This window comes from Fuscibacter oryzae (genome assembly GCF_016765795.1).
Classification (GTDB): domain Bacteria; phylum Pseudomonadota; class Alphaproteobacteria; order Rhodobacterales; family Rhodobacteraceae; genus Fuscibacter; species Fuscibacter oryzae.
Genome location: NZ_JAESVP010000005.1, coordinates 1 through 13,877 on the forward strand (window position 1 = coordinate 1; position 13,877 = coordinate 13,877).

Here is a 13,877-nt window from a genome sequence, read left to right on the forward strand (position 1 = left end):
CAGCTTCCGCCACAACCAGCCTTCCGTCCGTCTCACCGCGCTTCCGTTTCGCTTCTTTCAGCGTCTTCCGCTTCGGTGAGGCGGTATTTACGGAGACACGACAAAAGCCGCAAGAGGAAAAAACGGGCTTCGTGACGATTTTTTGTCGGAAGCCCCGCGAAACCCAAGTTTTGTTGGTGAAATTTTCTTCGCCATACGCATGATGCGCGGCGGAAAGTCGGGCGGCATGATGCCTCTTCCGCCCGACTCTGTGGATAACTCAAGCGAATCCAGTCCCTTGGTGGGTGATTTGCCCCCCCGCAACCGTCAAAGCGATTCCCGTAGCGCCGATTCCGGTGGCAGGAATCGACTCGATATCGCCATCGATCAGCACCAGATCCGCCGCGAGGCCCGGAATCAGCCGCCCCGTCACCCCCTCCATATGCGCAGCCCATGCCCCACCTGCCGTATAAGCGCGCAGCACCGCGTCCAGCGTCACCCGTTCATCCTGGCATCCTTCGAACGGCACCCGCGTCAGCGCCGCCTGAATACCGCGCATCACGCTGACATCGGTCACCGGCCAGTCGCTGGCGAAAGCCAGCGGCGCACCATGGTCGGCCAGGGTCTTCCACAGATAGGCATCGACCCAGCGGTGGCGGTGAAACACATGGTCCATGGTGGACAGCGGGAAGTCCATCACGCCGGGCGGATGGGGCGGCTGCACCGAGGCTGTGATGCCAAGGGCGCCAAGGCGCGGCACATCGGCCCGGTCGATCAGCTCGATATGTTCGATCCGGTGGCGGCTGTCGCGTTTGCCATTCCGAACCTGCGCCGCCTCATAGCCGTCGATCGTCACCTGCACCGCGCCGTCGCCAATGGCATGAACCGCGATCTGTAAACCGCGCCGATCCGCTTCGGCGCAGATGTCCTTGAACCGCTCCGGGTCGAACAGCGGCTCGCTGCGGGCGTTGGTGCCCGGATAGTCGTGCAGCATATAAGCCGTGCGGCTATCGACCACGCCATCCTGGAACATCTTCACAAAGCCCGCAAAGACCCAGTCACCCGTGGCGGCTTCGGTCATTGCGGTGGCACGCTCCAACTCCTCCAGCCCCATATGCGGCTTCATGTGGAACGGCACCTTGACCCGCGCGGTCAACCGGCCCTCGGCCTCCATCTCTTGCAGCAGACGCAGGGTATAAAGGTTGCCATCCATGTTCACCATCGATGTGATGCCATGGCGCGCGCAATGCGCCAGCCCCGCCGCCACCTTGTCCTTGTCAATCGCGCGCTGTGCGGCATCGGGCCAGGGTTCCGGCTCGCCGCCGGTGGCGATGCCCAGTTGCAGGTGCAACTCGCCCGACAGCGCAAGGATGGGGCTGAACGCCTCGAACTCGCGCAACTCGCCTGCGGCCATGCCATCAGCGGCCATCACCACCTCATGCCCATGCGGCATGGTGGCACCATGCAGCAGCCCAGCCGCCTGCAAGGCCGCCGTATTGGCCCAGACCGTGTGATGATCGGGCGAGGTCATGGCAATCGGGCGGTCGGCGATGATCCGGTCCAGATCCTGCCGGGTCACCGCCGCATCGCCCAGAATCTCATAGGCCGCTCCCTGCGCCATCAGCAGGGGCTTGTCGGGGTTCGCCGCCGCATAGCCAAGAAACGCTGCGCTCAGTGCCTCGAACCCCAATACCCCGCCCAACTGCAACTGCGTCAGTTCATTCCCGCCTAGAACCAGATGCAGATGGCTTTCCACAAAGCCGGGCAGCAACGTGCGACCGCCCGCATCGATCACCTGCGTCCCGGCCCCCGTCAGCCGCCCCACGTCATCGGCGCTGCCCACTGCCAGTATCTTGCCCCCCGCCACCGCAACCGCCTCGGCGCGCGGCGCGCCTTCATCCATCGTCAGAACCTTGGCATTGGTGATGATCATCTCAGCCAGCACGGCTCTTTCCTTTCACATTGGTAAAAATATCCTGGGGGTCCGGGGGCTAGCCCCCGGTCCACGCTTCTGGTCCGCCCTCAGCCCTTGGCGATCCGCTCGGCCATGACGCATAGCATTTCAAACATCAGGTGGATGCCCAACAGCGCCGTCCCGCCCTGCGCATCGAAGGGTGGAGACACCTCGACCAGATCGGCCCCCACCACATTCAGCCCGCGCAGTCCCCGCGCCACCTGCAACGCCTGCCACGAATTCGCCCCCCCCACCTCGGGCGTGCCGGTGCCGGGCGCGAAGGTCGGGTCCACGAAGTCGATGTCATAGGTGACATAGGTCGGCCCCTGCCCCACAATCTCGCGCGCCTCGGTCATCACATCCTCGGCCCCGCGCGCGTGGAACTCGGCGATAGGAATGATGCGGATGCCGTTGGCGGCGGCAAAATCCCAATCCTCGCGCCCATAGGCCGACCCGCGGATACCGATGATCACATAGCGTTTGGGGTCCAGCAGCCCCTCTTCCACTGCGCGGCGAAAGGGGGTGCCGTGGTTATAGCGACTGGTGCCGAAATAGATGTCGTTCAGGTCGGTGTGGCTGTCGAACTGTATCATGCCCACCGGGCGCGATTTGGCCACCGCGCGCAGAATGGGCAAGGTGCAAAGATGGTCGCCCCCGGCGGTCAGCGGCAGGATGCCCGCCGCGACCACCTGGTCATAAAACGCCTCCATCCGCGCCATGCTGTCCATCAGATCGCCGGGGTTGGGCGCCACATCACCCAGATCGGCGCAGCGCGCCAGTTGAAACGGCGCGACCCAGGTTGCCCCGTTCTGCGCCCGTATCATGGTTGAGGCATCGCGCAACTGGCGCGGCCCGTGGCGCGGGCCGGGGCGGTTGGTGGTGCCGCCATCCCAGGGTGCCCCGATCAGGCCTATCTGCACCTCGGCCAGACGCGGATGGTCCAGCCCGACATGCGGCAACCTCATGAAGGTGGGAATCCCTGCGAATCGCGGCATGTCGAACCCCGAAACCGGCGTGAAGAACCCGTCCTGCATATGACCTCCAAAGGCTGATTCCCGACCCATATGATCAAATTCCACCCGCCCTGTCGCCCCTTCTGCGCCAACGAATGTCTCCTTCCCGACCAACCGGGGGCCTGACCCTTGACCCCGCCGCCGCCTTCGGTCCTTATCGCGCCAAGCCAGCCGAGGATTTCCGCATGTTTTCGAAAACCGCCGACCCCACCTCTACCCCTGCCCGGCCTGCCGGTCTGGGCGGCAACACGCGCTCGGTTCTGGGTGCCGACCTCAAGATCGTGGGAGAGGTCACCTCGACCGGTCAGGTCGAAGTTCTGGGCGAGGTTGAGGGCACCATTCAGGCACAGGCCCTGATCGTCGGGTCCGAGGGCAAGGTCAGCGGCGACATCGCCGCCGATGTGGTCGAGATCAAGGGCAAGCTGGACGGCAAGGTCCATAGCGAGAATTTCACCCTGCGCGCGGCGGCTCAGGTCACGGCAGATGTGAACTATTCAACGCTGGTGATCGAAAGCGGCGCGCAGATTGAAGGGCGCTTTCGCCTGAACCATCCGTAAAGGTGCATGCAAAGCAGGCAACCTCCTCCTCTTTCCGTAGGGTGCGTGATCTCACGCACCTTTTTCATTTCGGCGGGATGGAATAGGTCAGCCCCGCCCGAGCAACCGGCTGACCCTCTCCTTCCGAGAAAATCAGCACATCCCCCACCGCCAGCACCCGCCCCAGCTTCAGCACCCGCGCCTCGGCCAACAGGTCGCGGCCCGCCACCGGCTTGCGCATGAAGTCGATCGAACAATTCGTCGTCACCGCCAAAGCCACCGGCCCGATCCGCGCCAGAATGGCCAGATACATCGCCACATCGGCCAATCCGAACATTGCGGGGCCAGACACCGTGCCACCGGGGCGCAGGTGCCGGTCTGCCACTCGCAGCCGCAGGCACAGGCCCGCGCCATCGGCCCGCTCGACCGTGAAATCCTCGGCAACCTGACCGAAATCGCGCGCCAGAAATTGCTGCAACTCATCTGCCGTCATCTGCAAGACCGTCATCCCCCCTCACGCGCCAACTGGCCAGCAGCAGCCCCAGCACCACGCCAACAAAGGCCATCGCCGTCGCGGCAACCAGCGCCGCCGTTTCCCCGCCCCAGGCAATCAGCCAAGCACCAAGACTGGGGCCCAAAGCCTGCGCCAGCGTCGGGGCAACCGCAATCGCGCCAGAGATTGCGCCAAAGCCCCTGCGGCCTAGATATTCCACCACCAGCACCGGGCGCAGGATCGACAGAATGCCCACCCCCGCCCCCTGCATGACAGCAAAGACAAAGATCAGACCGACCCAGCCCCCCGCACTGTTCAGCACCAGCGCCGCCAGCGCCACCATGACCAGCGCAATGATCGTAGCGCGGCCATTGGTCATCCGTGCCTCATTCATCATCAGAATGATGCGCCCCACCACCTGCGCCGGGCCGATACAGGCCGCCGCCAGCGCCGCCGTGGCCGGACTGGCCCCCTTGCCGCCCATCAGGATCAAAACAAAGGTCAGGATCAGCGAGTGGTTCAGCATCACCAGGCCAAAAAGGGCTGCGATCACCCAAAAGGCCGGCTTGCGCATCGCCCGGCCCAACCTGCCCCCGCCCTCTCCGACCCGAGAGGGTGCCGCCACCGACACGGCCTGCAAACTGCGTAGCCCCAGCAGGTTCACCGGGGCCGCACCAAAGATCATCAGCGCCCCGAATACCACCAGCGCATACTGCCCGCCCAGAGCAGATCCAAGCCAATGGCCAAGGGGAAAACTCAGCGTCCCGGCCAACCCGGCCACCAGCGTGACGCGGGTAATCGCGGCGCGGGCTTCGGCGCCGGTATGGCGTGTCAGATGGGCAAAGCAGGTTTCATACATCATCCCCGCTTGCGTCACGCCGATCACGCCCCACAGCGCCAGCCAGATCATCGGATTGCCCGCAACGGACAGACCGATCAGCGCCAATCCGGCGACAAGGGGCAGCCCGACCAGCAGGCGCGTCGCAAACCCCCGGTCAACCAGCCGCCCGGTCAGAGGCGTCACCAGCGCCGCCACCAGAAAGGCCAGCGTAGGCCCGGCCGCCAGTTGCCCCTTGCTCCACCCCGTCGCCGACAGCAGATCGGGCAGCAGCGAGGCAAAGGAGTAATAAACCCCGGCATAGGTCAAGAACTGGCCCAAGGCCAGCAGCCAGACCGCCCTGCCCGCGTGCTTGGTCACAACCCGTAAAGCTCGCCGAATTTGGTCTCAAGGTAGTCAAGCAGCGGGCCTTCGTTGGGTTCAAAGCCGCAGGCATAAGCGATGGTTTCGCGCGGGGATCGCAGCCCGCCATGCCGTTGCAGGTTTTCGCGCAGCCAGCCGGTCGCGGGCGTCGCATCGCCCTTGGCCAGCGCTGCATCGACATCCGGAACGGCATCACGCAACGCCTGCCACAGACAGCCTGCATAGACATTGCCCAAAGTATAGGTCGGGAAATAGCCGAACAGCCCCACCGACCAATGCACATCCTGCAACATGCCATGGCTGGGCCGGTCTACCGCAGCACCGAAATCGGCCTTGAAACGGTCGTTCCATGCCGCCTCCAGATCGCCAACCGCCAGATCGCCCTTGATCAGCGCGCGCTCCAGATCGAACCGCATCATGATGTGCAGGTTGTAATGCACCTCATCCGCCTCGGTGCGGATGAACCCGGAATGCACCCGGTTCACCGCGCCATAAAAACTCTCGGGGCTATTGATACCAAATTCGCCAAACCGCTCGCGCATTTCCTGATAGATCCAGCCGGTAAAGGCACGGCCCCGGCCCATCTGGTTTTCGTAAATCCGGCTTTGGCTTTCATGCACGCCCATCGACACGCCATGGCCCATCGGCGTCAGCGCGTAATCGGGGTCAATCGCAAGTTCATAGCTGGAATGGCCAACCTCATGGATGGTGGAATAAAAGCAGTTGAACGGCTCAGTCTCCACCACCCGCGTCGTGATCCGGCTGTCATTCCAGCCACCAGAGCTGAAGGGGTGAACCGCAAGGTCAATCCGCCCCCGGCTCCAGTCATACCCGAAAGCAGACGCCAGATCGCGCGACAGGCGCAACTGGGTTTCGGTGGCAAAGTTGCCCTCCAGCGCCTTGGGCTGGGGGGCCGAACCAAGGATACGCTCGCGCAAGGAAACCAGCCGGGGCCGCATCCGGTCGAACATCGCGCCAATGCTGGCCGCCGTCGCGCCGGGTTCGTAATCATCCATCAGCGCATCATAAAGGTCGCCGCCCGCCGCCAGACATTCCGCCTCGCGTCGGCGCAGGGCAATCACCTCGGCCAGCGTCGGCAGAAAGGCCGCCACATCATCGCGCGCCCGCGCCTCGGCCCAGATGCCTTGTGCGGTGGACGTCACCCGCGCCAGCTCCTGCGCCAGATCGGCGGGCACCTTGACGTTCCTCGCATAAGACCGCCCGATCAGCCGCAAAGCCGCCTCGCCCGCCGCATCGGGGGCGGTGGCCGCCACCAGCCACTCGCCAATCCGCGGATCGGTGCGGCGGGCGTGCAAAACGCCCTCCATCGCCGCCATCTCTTCGCCGCGCTGCTCGGCAGCGCCCCGCGGCATCATGGTTTCCTGATCCCAGCCCAGCCGTTCGGCGACAAAGCCCAGCGCCTCGGTCTGGCGCTGATGCGCCATCAGATCGGCGAATGCGGTGGTGTTGCTGGTCATGCCCTGCCCTCACGAATCGAACCCTGAACCGGATAAATTGCCAGATGCCGCGCCCGCAGGATCAGAACCCACAGGATCACAGCGCCAATCTGATGGGTGATCGCCACATGCAGATGCGCCCCGGTCAGCGCGGTAAAGATGCCAAGGGTCACCTGCGCCAGCAGCATCACCGCCACCGCGAGGAACGCCCGCCGCGTTGCCAGATAGGGCGATTTGCGCGCAGCGAAATACGCGCCAATGCCAAAGATGAACAGCAAGTATCCAACGATCCGGTGATTGAACTGCACCAGACCCGGGTTTTCAAAGAACGCCCGCCACAACCCGCCGCCCTCGGGCAGATAAAACGCATCCGCCGGAAAAAAGCTGCCGTTCATATCGGGCCAGGTCGGAAAGGCGCGCCCTGCGTCGATGCCCGCCACCAGCGCGCCCAGCAACACCTGCACAAAGGCCAGATGCATCAGCCCGGTGCCCATGCCCTTCAGCTTGCGCTCGCCTGCGCGGCGCGCCTGCATCAGCTCGGTCTCTGTCCGCCCCAACAGCAGCACATACCAGGCCGACAGACCAAGGATCACAAAGGCAATCCCCAGATGCACCGCCAGCCGGTACGACGCCACCGACACCATGCTGCCGGTCAGGCCCGAAGACACCATCCACCAGCCAATCGCCCCTTGCGCGCCGCCCAGCACACCCAGACCGAACAGCCGCCCGGTCCAGCCCGCTGGTATCTTCCGCGCCAGCAGGAAAACGGTAAACCCGACCAGCCAGACCATCCCGATCAGCCGCCCCAACTGCCGGTGCCCCCATTCCCACCAAAAGATCGACTTGAACTCCTCCAAGGTCATTTGGCTGTTCATCAGGGCAAATTGCGGCGTCGCCTTATACTTATCGAACTCCACGCCCCAAGCCGCGTCATTCATCGGCGGAATGGCCCCGGTCACAGGCTTCCATTCCGTGATCGACAGGCCCGCATCCGACAGCCGGGTCATCCCACCCACCACGATCATCGCCGCCACCAGCAGGAAAATCGCCACCAGCCACAGCCGGATAGCCCCGCGCGCGCCCTTGCGCCCGTCGATCAACCCGCCCGAAGGCACCGGTGCAGGTTTGGTGCCCGCGCCCACTTCCTCGAAAATACTGCGCTTTGTGGCCATGTCCGTCCCCTTCGCTTGGGCCGGACACTAGGCTTGGGCAATGGGGGCTTCAACCCCCCCCTCAGCCGCGACGCAAAGCCGCCAGAAGGTCTGGCGAGGGCACCCCCGTCACCGCCAGCCCGCGCGATTTCTGAAAGGCGCTGATGGCATCCTTGGTCTTGGTGCCAATCACCCCATCCGGCGTGCCAACGTCATAGCCCATGCCCGCCAGCCGCGTTTGAATCTCCTGCCGGTCAGCCTTGGTCAGCCCGGTGGCATCGGGCGGAAAGCTGCCGCGCAGCGGCCCCTGCCCGCGCAACCGGTCCGACAGATGGCCGACGCCCAACGCATAATTCTCGGCATTGTTATAGCGCAGGATCACGTTGAAATTCTGGAAAATCAAAAACGCAGGCCCGCCCGCCCCAGCCGGGGCAAGAACCGACCCGACACCGCCCGGCAACCCGCCGCCCTCCGCCGCTGTCACCCCCATCGCCGCCCATTCCGCCGTGGCCCGCCCCTTGCCGCGCCCGGCCAGCGCGGTGTCGAACCCGGCGGGCAGGCGCACTTCCATCCCCCAGGGCTGCCCGCGCTGCCAACCCGAGCGTGACAGATAGGCGGCAGTCGAAGCCAGCGCATCACCCGGATCATCCGACCAGATGTCGCGTCGCCAGTCGCCATCGAAATCAACCGCATAGGCCAGATAAGAGGTCGGGATGAACTGGGTATGCCCCATCGCCCCCGCCCAACTGCCGGTCATCCGGTCGGGCGTCGTATCGCCCGACTGCAGGATTTTCAGCGCCGCAATCAACTGCCCCTCGAAAAACTCGCCCCGCCGCCCCTCAAACGCCAGCGTGGACAGGGCAGAGATCACCGGCACATCGCCGCGCCGGGTGCCAAAGAAACTCTCCAGCCCCCAGACCGCCGCCACGATGTAACGGTCTACGCCATAGCGCCCCTCAATCGCCGCCAACTCGCCGCCAAAGCGCGAAACCATCTGCCGCCCCAGCGCCACCCGCTCATCCGAGGCGGCGATGGACAGGTAATCCTCGGTCGTGCGGGTAAACTCGGTCTGGTTGCGGTCGCGCTCGATCACGCCGGGCAGGAAGCCGACATGGCGAAAGGCCGCGTCGATCACGCCGCCGGAAATCCCCCGCCCCGCTGCCCGCGCCCGAAACCCGTCAACCCAAGCGTCAAACGCCGCATTCGGCTCGGGCCGGAACACCTGCGATGGCACGCGCGGCACAGACCCGCCGCCGCCTACGCAAGCCGAAAGCCCCGCCAGCGACACCATCCCCAAAACCGCCCCACGCCGCGTGATCATCCTCGCCCCCATAGCCGCCTGCCCATCATCTGTTCATAAATATCCCACGGGGGCGCGGGGGTGTGAAACCCCCGCTGTCGCAACATGCGGAATGTCGCCCAACGCCAAGAACCAAAACCCTATTCCCCGCCCTGCACCTTCAGCTTATAGGCAATCTGGCGCAACATGCCGTGAAAGGTCTGCACCTCGGCCCGCGTCAGGTTCAGCCGCCCCCACATGTTGCGCAGGTTCAGCCGCATCCCGTCGGCCTTGGTGGGTGGGAAAAAGAAGCCCGCCGCCTCCAGCCGCTCCTCAAAATGCTCGGCCAGCTTTTCCACCTCGTGCCGCTGGGCAAATTCGGTGCGGGCAAGGTTCATCACCTCGGGCACCACCTCCTGCGTCTGCCGACCCCATTCATAGCCCACCAGCAACGCGCATTGGCCCAGGTTCAGCGACGGGAACTCGGGGTTCACCGGCACCGTGATCAGCGCATTTGCATGCACCAGATCCTCATTTTCCAGCCCCGCGCGTTCCGGGCCGAACATCACGGCCACCCGCTTGCCCGCCGCCACCAGCGCGCGGGCCTGTTCCATCGCCCGCTCGGGCGTCAGCACGGGCTTGACCATCTCGCGGTTGCGCGCGGTGGTGGCAAAGACGTAATCACAATCACCGACCGCCGCCGCCAGATCGGGGAACACCCCGGCATGGTCCAGCACACGGCCCGCGCCCGAGGCCATGGCATTGGCCTTTGGGTTGGGCCAGCCGTCGCGCGGGTCCACAATCCGCATCCGGTCCAGCCCGAAATTCAACATCGCCCGCGCCGCCGCGCCGATGTTCTCGCCCATCTGCGGGCGCACAAGAATGAAGGCGGGGGGGATCATGGGTGGCCTTTGGCTTGGGGTGCGGGCCGTGATACCCTTCACGACCCCACCTGACAAGGCGGGCAGATCGGAGGACGGAATGGCATGGGACGAAGGACTGGCGCAGCTTTTGCGCGATGATCTGGCCGGGCACGGCATCGTGGAAAAGAAGATGTTCGGCGGCCTCGCCTTTTTGCTGAACGGCCACATGGTCTGCGGCGTCCACCGCGGCGGGGCCATGTTCCGCGTCGGGAAAGAGGGCTATGCGGCGGCGCTGGCCGTTCCCGGCATCACCCCCATGATGATGGGCGACCGCCCCATGGCCGCCATGGTCGATGCCAGCGATCAAGCCATAGCCGATGACGCCCGACGCGGCCAGATCATGGCGCTTGCGCTGGCTGTCGTGCAATCGTTGCCGCCAAAACTGGCCAAGCCGCGAAAAAGCCGCTAAGGGGGCCGAAAGCCGGAGATCTGCGCATGTCTGACACCGAACGCCCGCAACTGACCCTGATCACCCCGCCCGCCTTTGATCTGGAGGTGTTCCCCGATCAACTGGCCGCCGTTCTGGATCAGGTCGATGTCGCCTGTGTCCGTCTGGCGCTGGCCACGCGGGATGAAGACACGCTGTTGCGCGCGGGCGATGCCTGCCGTGTCGTGTCGCACGCCCGCGACGTGGCGATTGTGATCGAAAGCCATCTGCTGCTGGTCGAGCGGCTGGGGCTGGATGGTGTTCACCTGACCGACGGCGCCCGTTCGGTCCGCGCCGCGCGCAAGGATCTGGGGGCCGATGCCATCATCGGCGCCTTCTGTGGCACCAGCCGGCACGAGGGGATGAGCGCGGGCGAGGCCGGGGCCGATTATGCCGCCTTTGGCCCGATCGGCGCCTCGTCCCTAGGGAAAGGAGAGCAGGTCGAATTCGACCTGTTCGACTGGTGGAGCCAGGTGATCGAGGTGCCCAGCATCGCCGAAGGTGCCTTGACCACCGAACTGGTTGCGAAATTTGGCCCGGTCACCGATTTCTTCGGTATTGGCGAGGAAATCTGGGCCAGCGACAATCCAGTTGCCGCCCTCAAGACGCTGATCGCGCCCTTGGGCTGAACCCGAAATCTTCAAAGATTTCGGGCCGATTTCTTTGAAGGAGTGAAACGCTTACAGCAGTTCGATGCGGTAGCTTTCGATCACCGTATTGGCCAAAAGCTTGTCGCACATCGACTTGACCGCAGCTTCGGCGGCGGCCTTGTCGGTCTCGGCCAGATCCAGCTCGATCACCTTGCCCTGACGCACGCCATTCACACCGGCAAAGCCCAAGGTGCCCAGCGCGTGGCGCACCGCCTCGCCCTGCACGTCCAGAACGCCGGATTTCAGCATCACGGTCACACGGGCTTTCATCGGTTTTCTCCGCTGCAAAGGATATGCCGCCCCCTTAGCCGCAGGGGCAAGGGAAGGGCAAGAGGTCAGTTGATCAATGTGGGCTTGGGCGCGTGGGTCACGTTCGACGGCAACACACCCAAACGGCGGGCAAGCTCGGTATAGACATCGGCCAAAGGCCCCGGTTCCACCGGTGCACCGGCAGTGCCTTCGCGCTCGGCCAACCCGCGCATGTCCCACAGACGGCAGTTGTCGGGGCTGATCTCGTCGGCCACGATCAGGCGCATGAAATCGCCCTCCCAGATGCGGCCCACCTCGATGCGGAAATCGGCAAGGCGGATGCCCACGCCCATCATTACGCCCGACAGGAAATCATTCACCCGCAAGGCCAGCGCGATCATGTCATCCAGATCCTGCTGATTGGCCCAGCCAAAGGCGACGATATGCTCTTCCGACACCATCGGGTCGTTCAGCCGCTCGTCCTTGTAGTAATATTCCACGATCGGACGCGGCAGCGGCATGCCTTCGGGAATGCCAAGGCGGGTAGACAGCTCGCCAGCGGCAAAGTTGCGCACGACCACCTGCAACGGAATGATCTCGGCCATGCGGACCAGTTGTTCACGCATGTTCAGGCGGCGGATGAAATGCGTCGGCACCCCGATGGAATTCAGCCCGGCCATGAAGAATTCCGACAGGCGGTTGTTCAGCACCCCCCGCCCCTCGACGGCCGAGGGCTGCACTTCTGGCTGACCGGCGGCGGCCTCATCCTTGAAGTACTGGATCAGCGTGCCCGGCTCCGGCCCTTCGTACAGGATCTTTGCCTTGCCCTCATAGACCTTCTTGCGCCGCGCCATCTTGACCTCATGCCAATGGGTATCGGGGCAGCAAAGGCCACCCTGTCCCGGTGCCCTGCCTATATGCCGTGCAACCGCCCAGCGCAACCCGACTGCCACCCCTGCGACCGCCATAACCGGGGGCGAACCGTCGCGGGGTGGTTCCTTGGGCGTCAACGGGGCTTGATCGGCTGGGGTGCTGCGGGCATATGGGGGGAAAGGATCAGTGACCCAGGGGGCCAGAGATGACCACGTTCGACGACCGCGAGCACGCTTTCGAAGCCAAATTCGCCCATGATGCCGACATGCAGTTCCGCGCCGAGGCCCGCCGCAACAAGCTGGCCGGGCTGTGGGCCGCAGGTCTGCTGGGCAAAACCGGCGATGAAGCCAACGACTACGCAATGTCAGTGGTTTCCGCGGATTTCGAGGAAGCGGGCAGCGAGGATGTGGTGCGCAGGCTGGCCACCGACCTGGGTGCCAAGGCTGGCGCGGACGAGATTCGCGCCAAGCTGGGCGAGCTGCTGGCCGTCGCCAAAGCGCAGTTGATGACCGAGAACTAAGTCATCCCAAAATGATACGCAGGGCCGGGGCCAGACAGGCGCCCGGCCTTTTCATTTGCCGCCAATCGAAAATGATCATGCGCAATATGAATTTGCCTATCCTGCGCCCCCATGGCACCACAGAACAAACCCCAAGCCCCAAAGGCCTATCATGGACAGACTTTCCCAACTCCTCTCCACCCGCGACTGGCTGATGGCCGATGGCGCAACCGGCACCAACCTGTTCAACATGGGCCTGTCGTCCGGTGAGCCGCCCGAATTGTGGAACGTCGATCAGCCCGACAACATCCGCACCCTTTACCGGGCCGCGGTGGATGCCGGGTCCGACATCTTCCTGACCAACACCTTTGGTGGCAACGCGGCACGGCTAAAGCTGCACAACGCCCAAAGCCGGGTGCGCGAATTGAACCGCGTCGGGGCCGCGCTGGGGCGCGAGATTGCCGATGCCTCGGGGCGTTCGGTCGTGGTGGCAGGCTCGGTCGGGCCGACCGGGGAAATCTTTGAACCGATGGGCACCATGACCCATGCCGTTGCCGTGGAGATATTTCACGAACAGGCCGAGGGGCTGAAAGAAGGCGGCGCGGATGTGCTCTGGATCGAAACCATTAGCGCCCCCGAAGAATACCGCGCGGCGGCCGAGGCGGCCAAGCTGGCCAACATGCCCTGGTGCGGCACGATGAGCTTTGACACCGCAGGCCGCACCATGATGGGCGTCACCTCTTCGGCGCTGGCCGATCTGGTCGAAACCCTGCCCAATCCGCCGCTGGCCTTCGGGGCAAACTGCGGCGTCGGGGCGTCTGACCTGATGCGCACGGTGATGGGCTTCATCACCCATGGCGCCGCGCGGCCCGTCATCGCCAAGGGCAACGCCGGCATTCCCAAGTATCACGATGGCCATATCCACTATGACGGCACGCCCGAGTTGATGGCGGAATATGCCGTGCTTGCGCGCGATGCGGGCGTGCGGATCATCGGCGGCTGCTGCGGCACGATGCCCGAACATCTGCGGGCGATGCGGGCGGCGCTGGAAAGCCGCCCCAAGGGTGAGCGGCCGACGCTGGAGGATATTGCTGGTAAGCTCGGCGGTTTTTCGTCGGCCTCTGATGGCACGGGCGGGGATGAAGGGCCGAAGCGCGAGCGGCGCGGGCGGCGGGGGTAACCTGTTTTTCCGG

Annotated in this window: 16 protein-coding genes; 6 read left to right on the plus strand and 10 right to left on the minus strand. The window is 64.6% G+C overall.

Going from position 1 to position 13,877, the window contains the following annotated elements; genetic code table 11:
- On the plus strand, positions 1 to 203 hold a 203-nt coding region (locus JI744_RS19110), incomplete at its 5' end, for a hypothetical protein (protein WP_236019386.1).
- 56 nt (positions 204 to 259) lie between these two features.
- Here the strand turns inward: JI744_RS19110 and JI744_RS10445 are convergent.
- Complete coding sequence (locus JI744_RS10445; protein ID WP_202661469.1) at positions 260 to 1,921, minus strand: amidohydrolase; 1,662 nt, start codon at positions 1,919 to 1,921, stop codon at positions 260 to 262.
- A gap of 80 nt (positions 1,922 to 2,001) precedes the next feature.
- Entirely contained in the window at positions 2,002 to 2,967 is a 966-nt protein-coding gene (gene speB / locus JI744_RS10450) for an agmatinase (RefSeq protein ID WP_202660480.1), read from the minus strand.
- Positions 2,968 to 3,131: 164 nt separating this feature from the next.
- Here speB and JI744_RS10455 point away from each other — a divergent pair, with 164 nt between their 5' ends.
- Entirely contained in the window at positions 3,132 to 3,503 is a 372-nt protein-coding gene (locus JI744_RS10455) for a bactofilin family protein (RefSeq protein ID WP_202660482.1), read from the plus strand.
- Positions 3,504 to 3,567: 64 nt separating this feature from the next.
- On the opposite strand, the gene JI744_RS10460 is transcribed toward JI744_RS10455, so the two are convergent.
- From JI744_RS10460 to JI744_RS10485, 6 genes are all read right to left on the minus strand, one after another.
- Positions 3,568 to 3,990: a PaaI family thioesterase gene (locus JI744_RS10460; RefSeq protein WP_202660484.1), complete on the minus strand. Its 423-nt coding sequence runs from the start codon at positions 3,988 to 3,990 to the stop codon at positions 3,568 to 3,570.
- Positions 3,962 to 5,173 (minus strand): MFS transporter, encoded by a 1,212-nt coding sequence (locus tag JI744_RS10465; protein WP_202660486.1) that lies wholly within the window; start codon positions 5,171 to 5,173, stop codon positions 3,962 to 3,964. Before JI744_RS10465 ends, JI744_RS10460 begins: the two co-directional genes overlap by 29 nt.
- Positions 5,170 to 6,654 carry a carboxypeptidase M32 gene (locus JI744_RS10470; protein ID WP_202660487.1) on the minus strand — a complete coding sequence of 495 codons (1,485 nt, stop codon included), beginning with the start codon at positions 6,652 to 6,654 and terminating at the stop codon, positions 5,170 to 5,172. The genes JI744_RS10465 and JI744_RS10470 overlap by 4 nt, the downstream gene beginning before the upstream one ends.
- Positions 6,651 to 7,805: a heme A synthase gene (gene ctaA, locus JI744_RS10475; protein ID WP_202660489.1), complete on the minus strand. Its 1,155-nt coding sequence runs from the start codon at positions 7,803 to 7,805 to the stop codon at positions 6,651 to 6,653. The genes JI744_RS10470 and ctaA overlap by 4 nt, the downstream gene beginning before the upstream one ends.
- A 61-nt stretch (positions 7,806 to 7,866) precedes the next feature.
- Complete coding sequence (locus tag JI744_RS10480; RefSeq protein ID WP_202660491.1) at positions 7,867 to 9,105, minus strand: lytic murein transglycosylase; 1,239 nt, start codon at positions 9,103 to 9,105, stop codon at positions 7,867 to 7,869.
- 119 nt (positions 9,106 to 9,224) lie between these two features.
- Complete coding sequence (locus JI744_RS10485; RefSeq protein WP_202660493.1) at positions 9,225 to 9,965, minus strand: RNA methyltransferase; 741 nt, start codon at positions 9,963 to 9,965, stop codon at positions 9,225 to 9,227.
- A 79-nt stretch (positions 9,966 to 10,044) separates the two neighbouring features.
- On the opposite strand from JI744_RS10485, the gene JI744_RS10490 reads away from it, so the two are divergent.
- Both JI744_RS10490 and JI744_RS10495 read left to right on the plus strand, forming a co-directional pair.
- Positions 10,045 to 10,395, plus strand: a complete 351-nt coding sequence (locus tag JI744_RS10490; RefSeq protein WP_202660495.1) for a TfoX/Sxy family protein — start codon at positions 10,045 to 10,047, stop codon at positions 10,393 to 10,395.
- A gap of 26 nt (positions 10,396 to 10,421) precedes the next feature.
- On the plus strand, positions 10,422 to 11,042 hold the full coding sequence (locus JI744_RS10495) for a thiamine phosphate synthase (protein WP_202660497.1): 621 nt from the start codon (positions 10,422 to 10,424) through the stop codon (positions 11,040 to 11,042).
- A gap of 51 nt (positions 11,043 to 11,093) precedes the next feature.
- On the opposite strand, the gene purS is transcribed toward JI744_RS10495, so the two are convergent.
- Entirely contained in the window at positions 11,094 to 11,333 is a 240-nt protein-coding gene (gene purS, locus JI744_RS10500; protein ID WP_202660506.1) for a phosphoribosylformylglycinamidine synthase subunit PurS, read from the minus strand.
- A gap of 65 nt (positions 11,334 to 11,398) precedes the next feature.
- Positions 11,399 to 12,166 carry a phosphoribosylaminoimidazolesuccinocarboxamide synthase gene (locus JI744_RS10505; protein ID WP_202660508.1) on the minus strand — a complete coding sequence of 256 codons (768 nt, stop codon included), beginning with the start codon at positions 12,164 to 12,166 and terminating at the stop codon, positions 11,399 to 11,401.
- Between the two features lie 224 nt (positions 12,167 to 12,390).
- Here JI744_RS10505 and JI744_RS10510 point away from each other — a divergent pair, with 224 nt between their 5' ends.
- Positions 12,391 to 12,705 (plus strand): DUF1476 domain-containing protein, encoded by a 315-nt coding sequence (locus tag JI744_RS10510; protein ID WP_202660510.1) that lies wholly within the window; start codon positions 12,391 to 12,393, stop codon positions 12,703 to 12,705.
- Between the two features lie 148 nt (positions 12,706 to 12,853).
- Positions 12,854 to 13,864: a betaine--homocysteine S-methyltransferase gene (gene bmt / locus JI744_RS10515; protein ID WP_202661470.1), complete on the plus strand. Its 1,011-nt coding sequence runs from the start codon at positions 12,854 to 12,856 to the stop codon at positions 13,862 to 13,864.
- The last annotated feature ends 13 nt before the right edge of the window (positions 13,865 to 13,877 follow it).

Excerpts from the sequence above, each read along its gene's own strand:
- speB (WP_202660480.1), bottom strand. The coding sequence starts at position 2,967 with ATGCAGGACGGGTTCTTCACGCCGGTTTCGGGGTTCGACATGCCGCGA.
- JI744_RS10470 (WP_202660487.1), bottom strand. The coding sequence starts at position 6,654 with ATGACCAGCAACACCACCGCATTCGCCGATCTGATGGCGCATCAGCGC.
- ctaA (WP_202660489.1), bottom strand. The coding sequence starts at position 7,805 with ATGGCCACAAAGCGCAGTATTTTCGAGGAAGTGGGCGCGGGCACCAAA.
- purS (WP_202660506.1), bottom strand. The coding sequence starts at position 11,333 with ATGAAAGCCCGTGTGACCGTGATGCTGAAATCCGGCGTTCTGGACGTG.
- JI744_RS10505 (WP_202660508.1), bottom strand. The coding sequence starts at position 12,166 with ATGGCGCGGCGCAAGAAGGTCTATGAGGGCAAGGCAAAGATCCTGTAC.
- JI744_RS10510 (WP_202660510.1), top strand. The coding sequence starts at position 12,391 with ATGACCACGTTCGACGACCGCGAGCACGCTTTCGAAGCCAAATTCGCC.
- JI744_RS10495 (WP_202660497.1), top strand. The coding sequence starts at position 10,422 with ATGTCTGACACCGAACGCCCGCAACTGACCCTGATCACCCCGCCCGCC.
- JI744_RS10485 (WP_202660493.1), bottom strand. The coding sequence starts at position 9,965 with ATGATCCCCCCCGCCTTCATTCTTGTGCGCCCGCAGATGGGCGAGAAC.
- JI744_RS10455 (WP_202660482.1), top strand. The coding sequence starts at position 3,132 with ATGTTTTCGAAAACCGCCGACCCCACCTCTACCCCTGCCCGGCCTGCC.
- JI744_RS10480 (WP_202660491.1), bottom strand. The coding sequence starts at position 9,105 with ATGATCACGCGGCGTGGGGCGGTTTTGGGGATGGTGTCGCTGGCGGGG.
- JI744_RS10490 (WP_202660495.1), top strand. The coding sequence starts at position 10,045 with ATGGCATGGGACGAAGGACTGGCGCAGCTTTTGCGCGATGATCTGGCC.
- JI744_RS10460 (WP_202660484.1), bottom strand. The coding sequence starts at position 3,990 with ATGACGGTCTTGCAGATGACGGCAGATGAGTTGCAGCAATTTCTGGCG.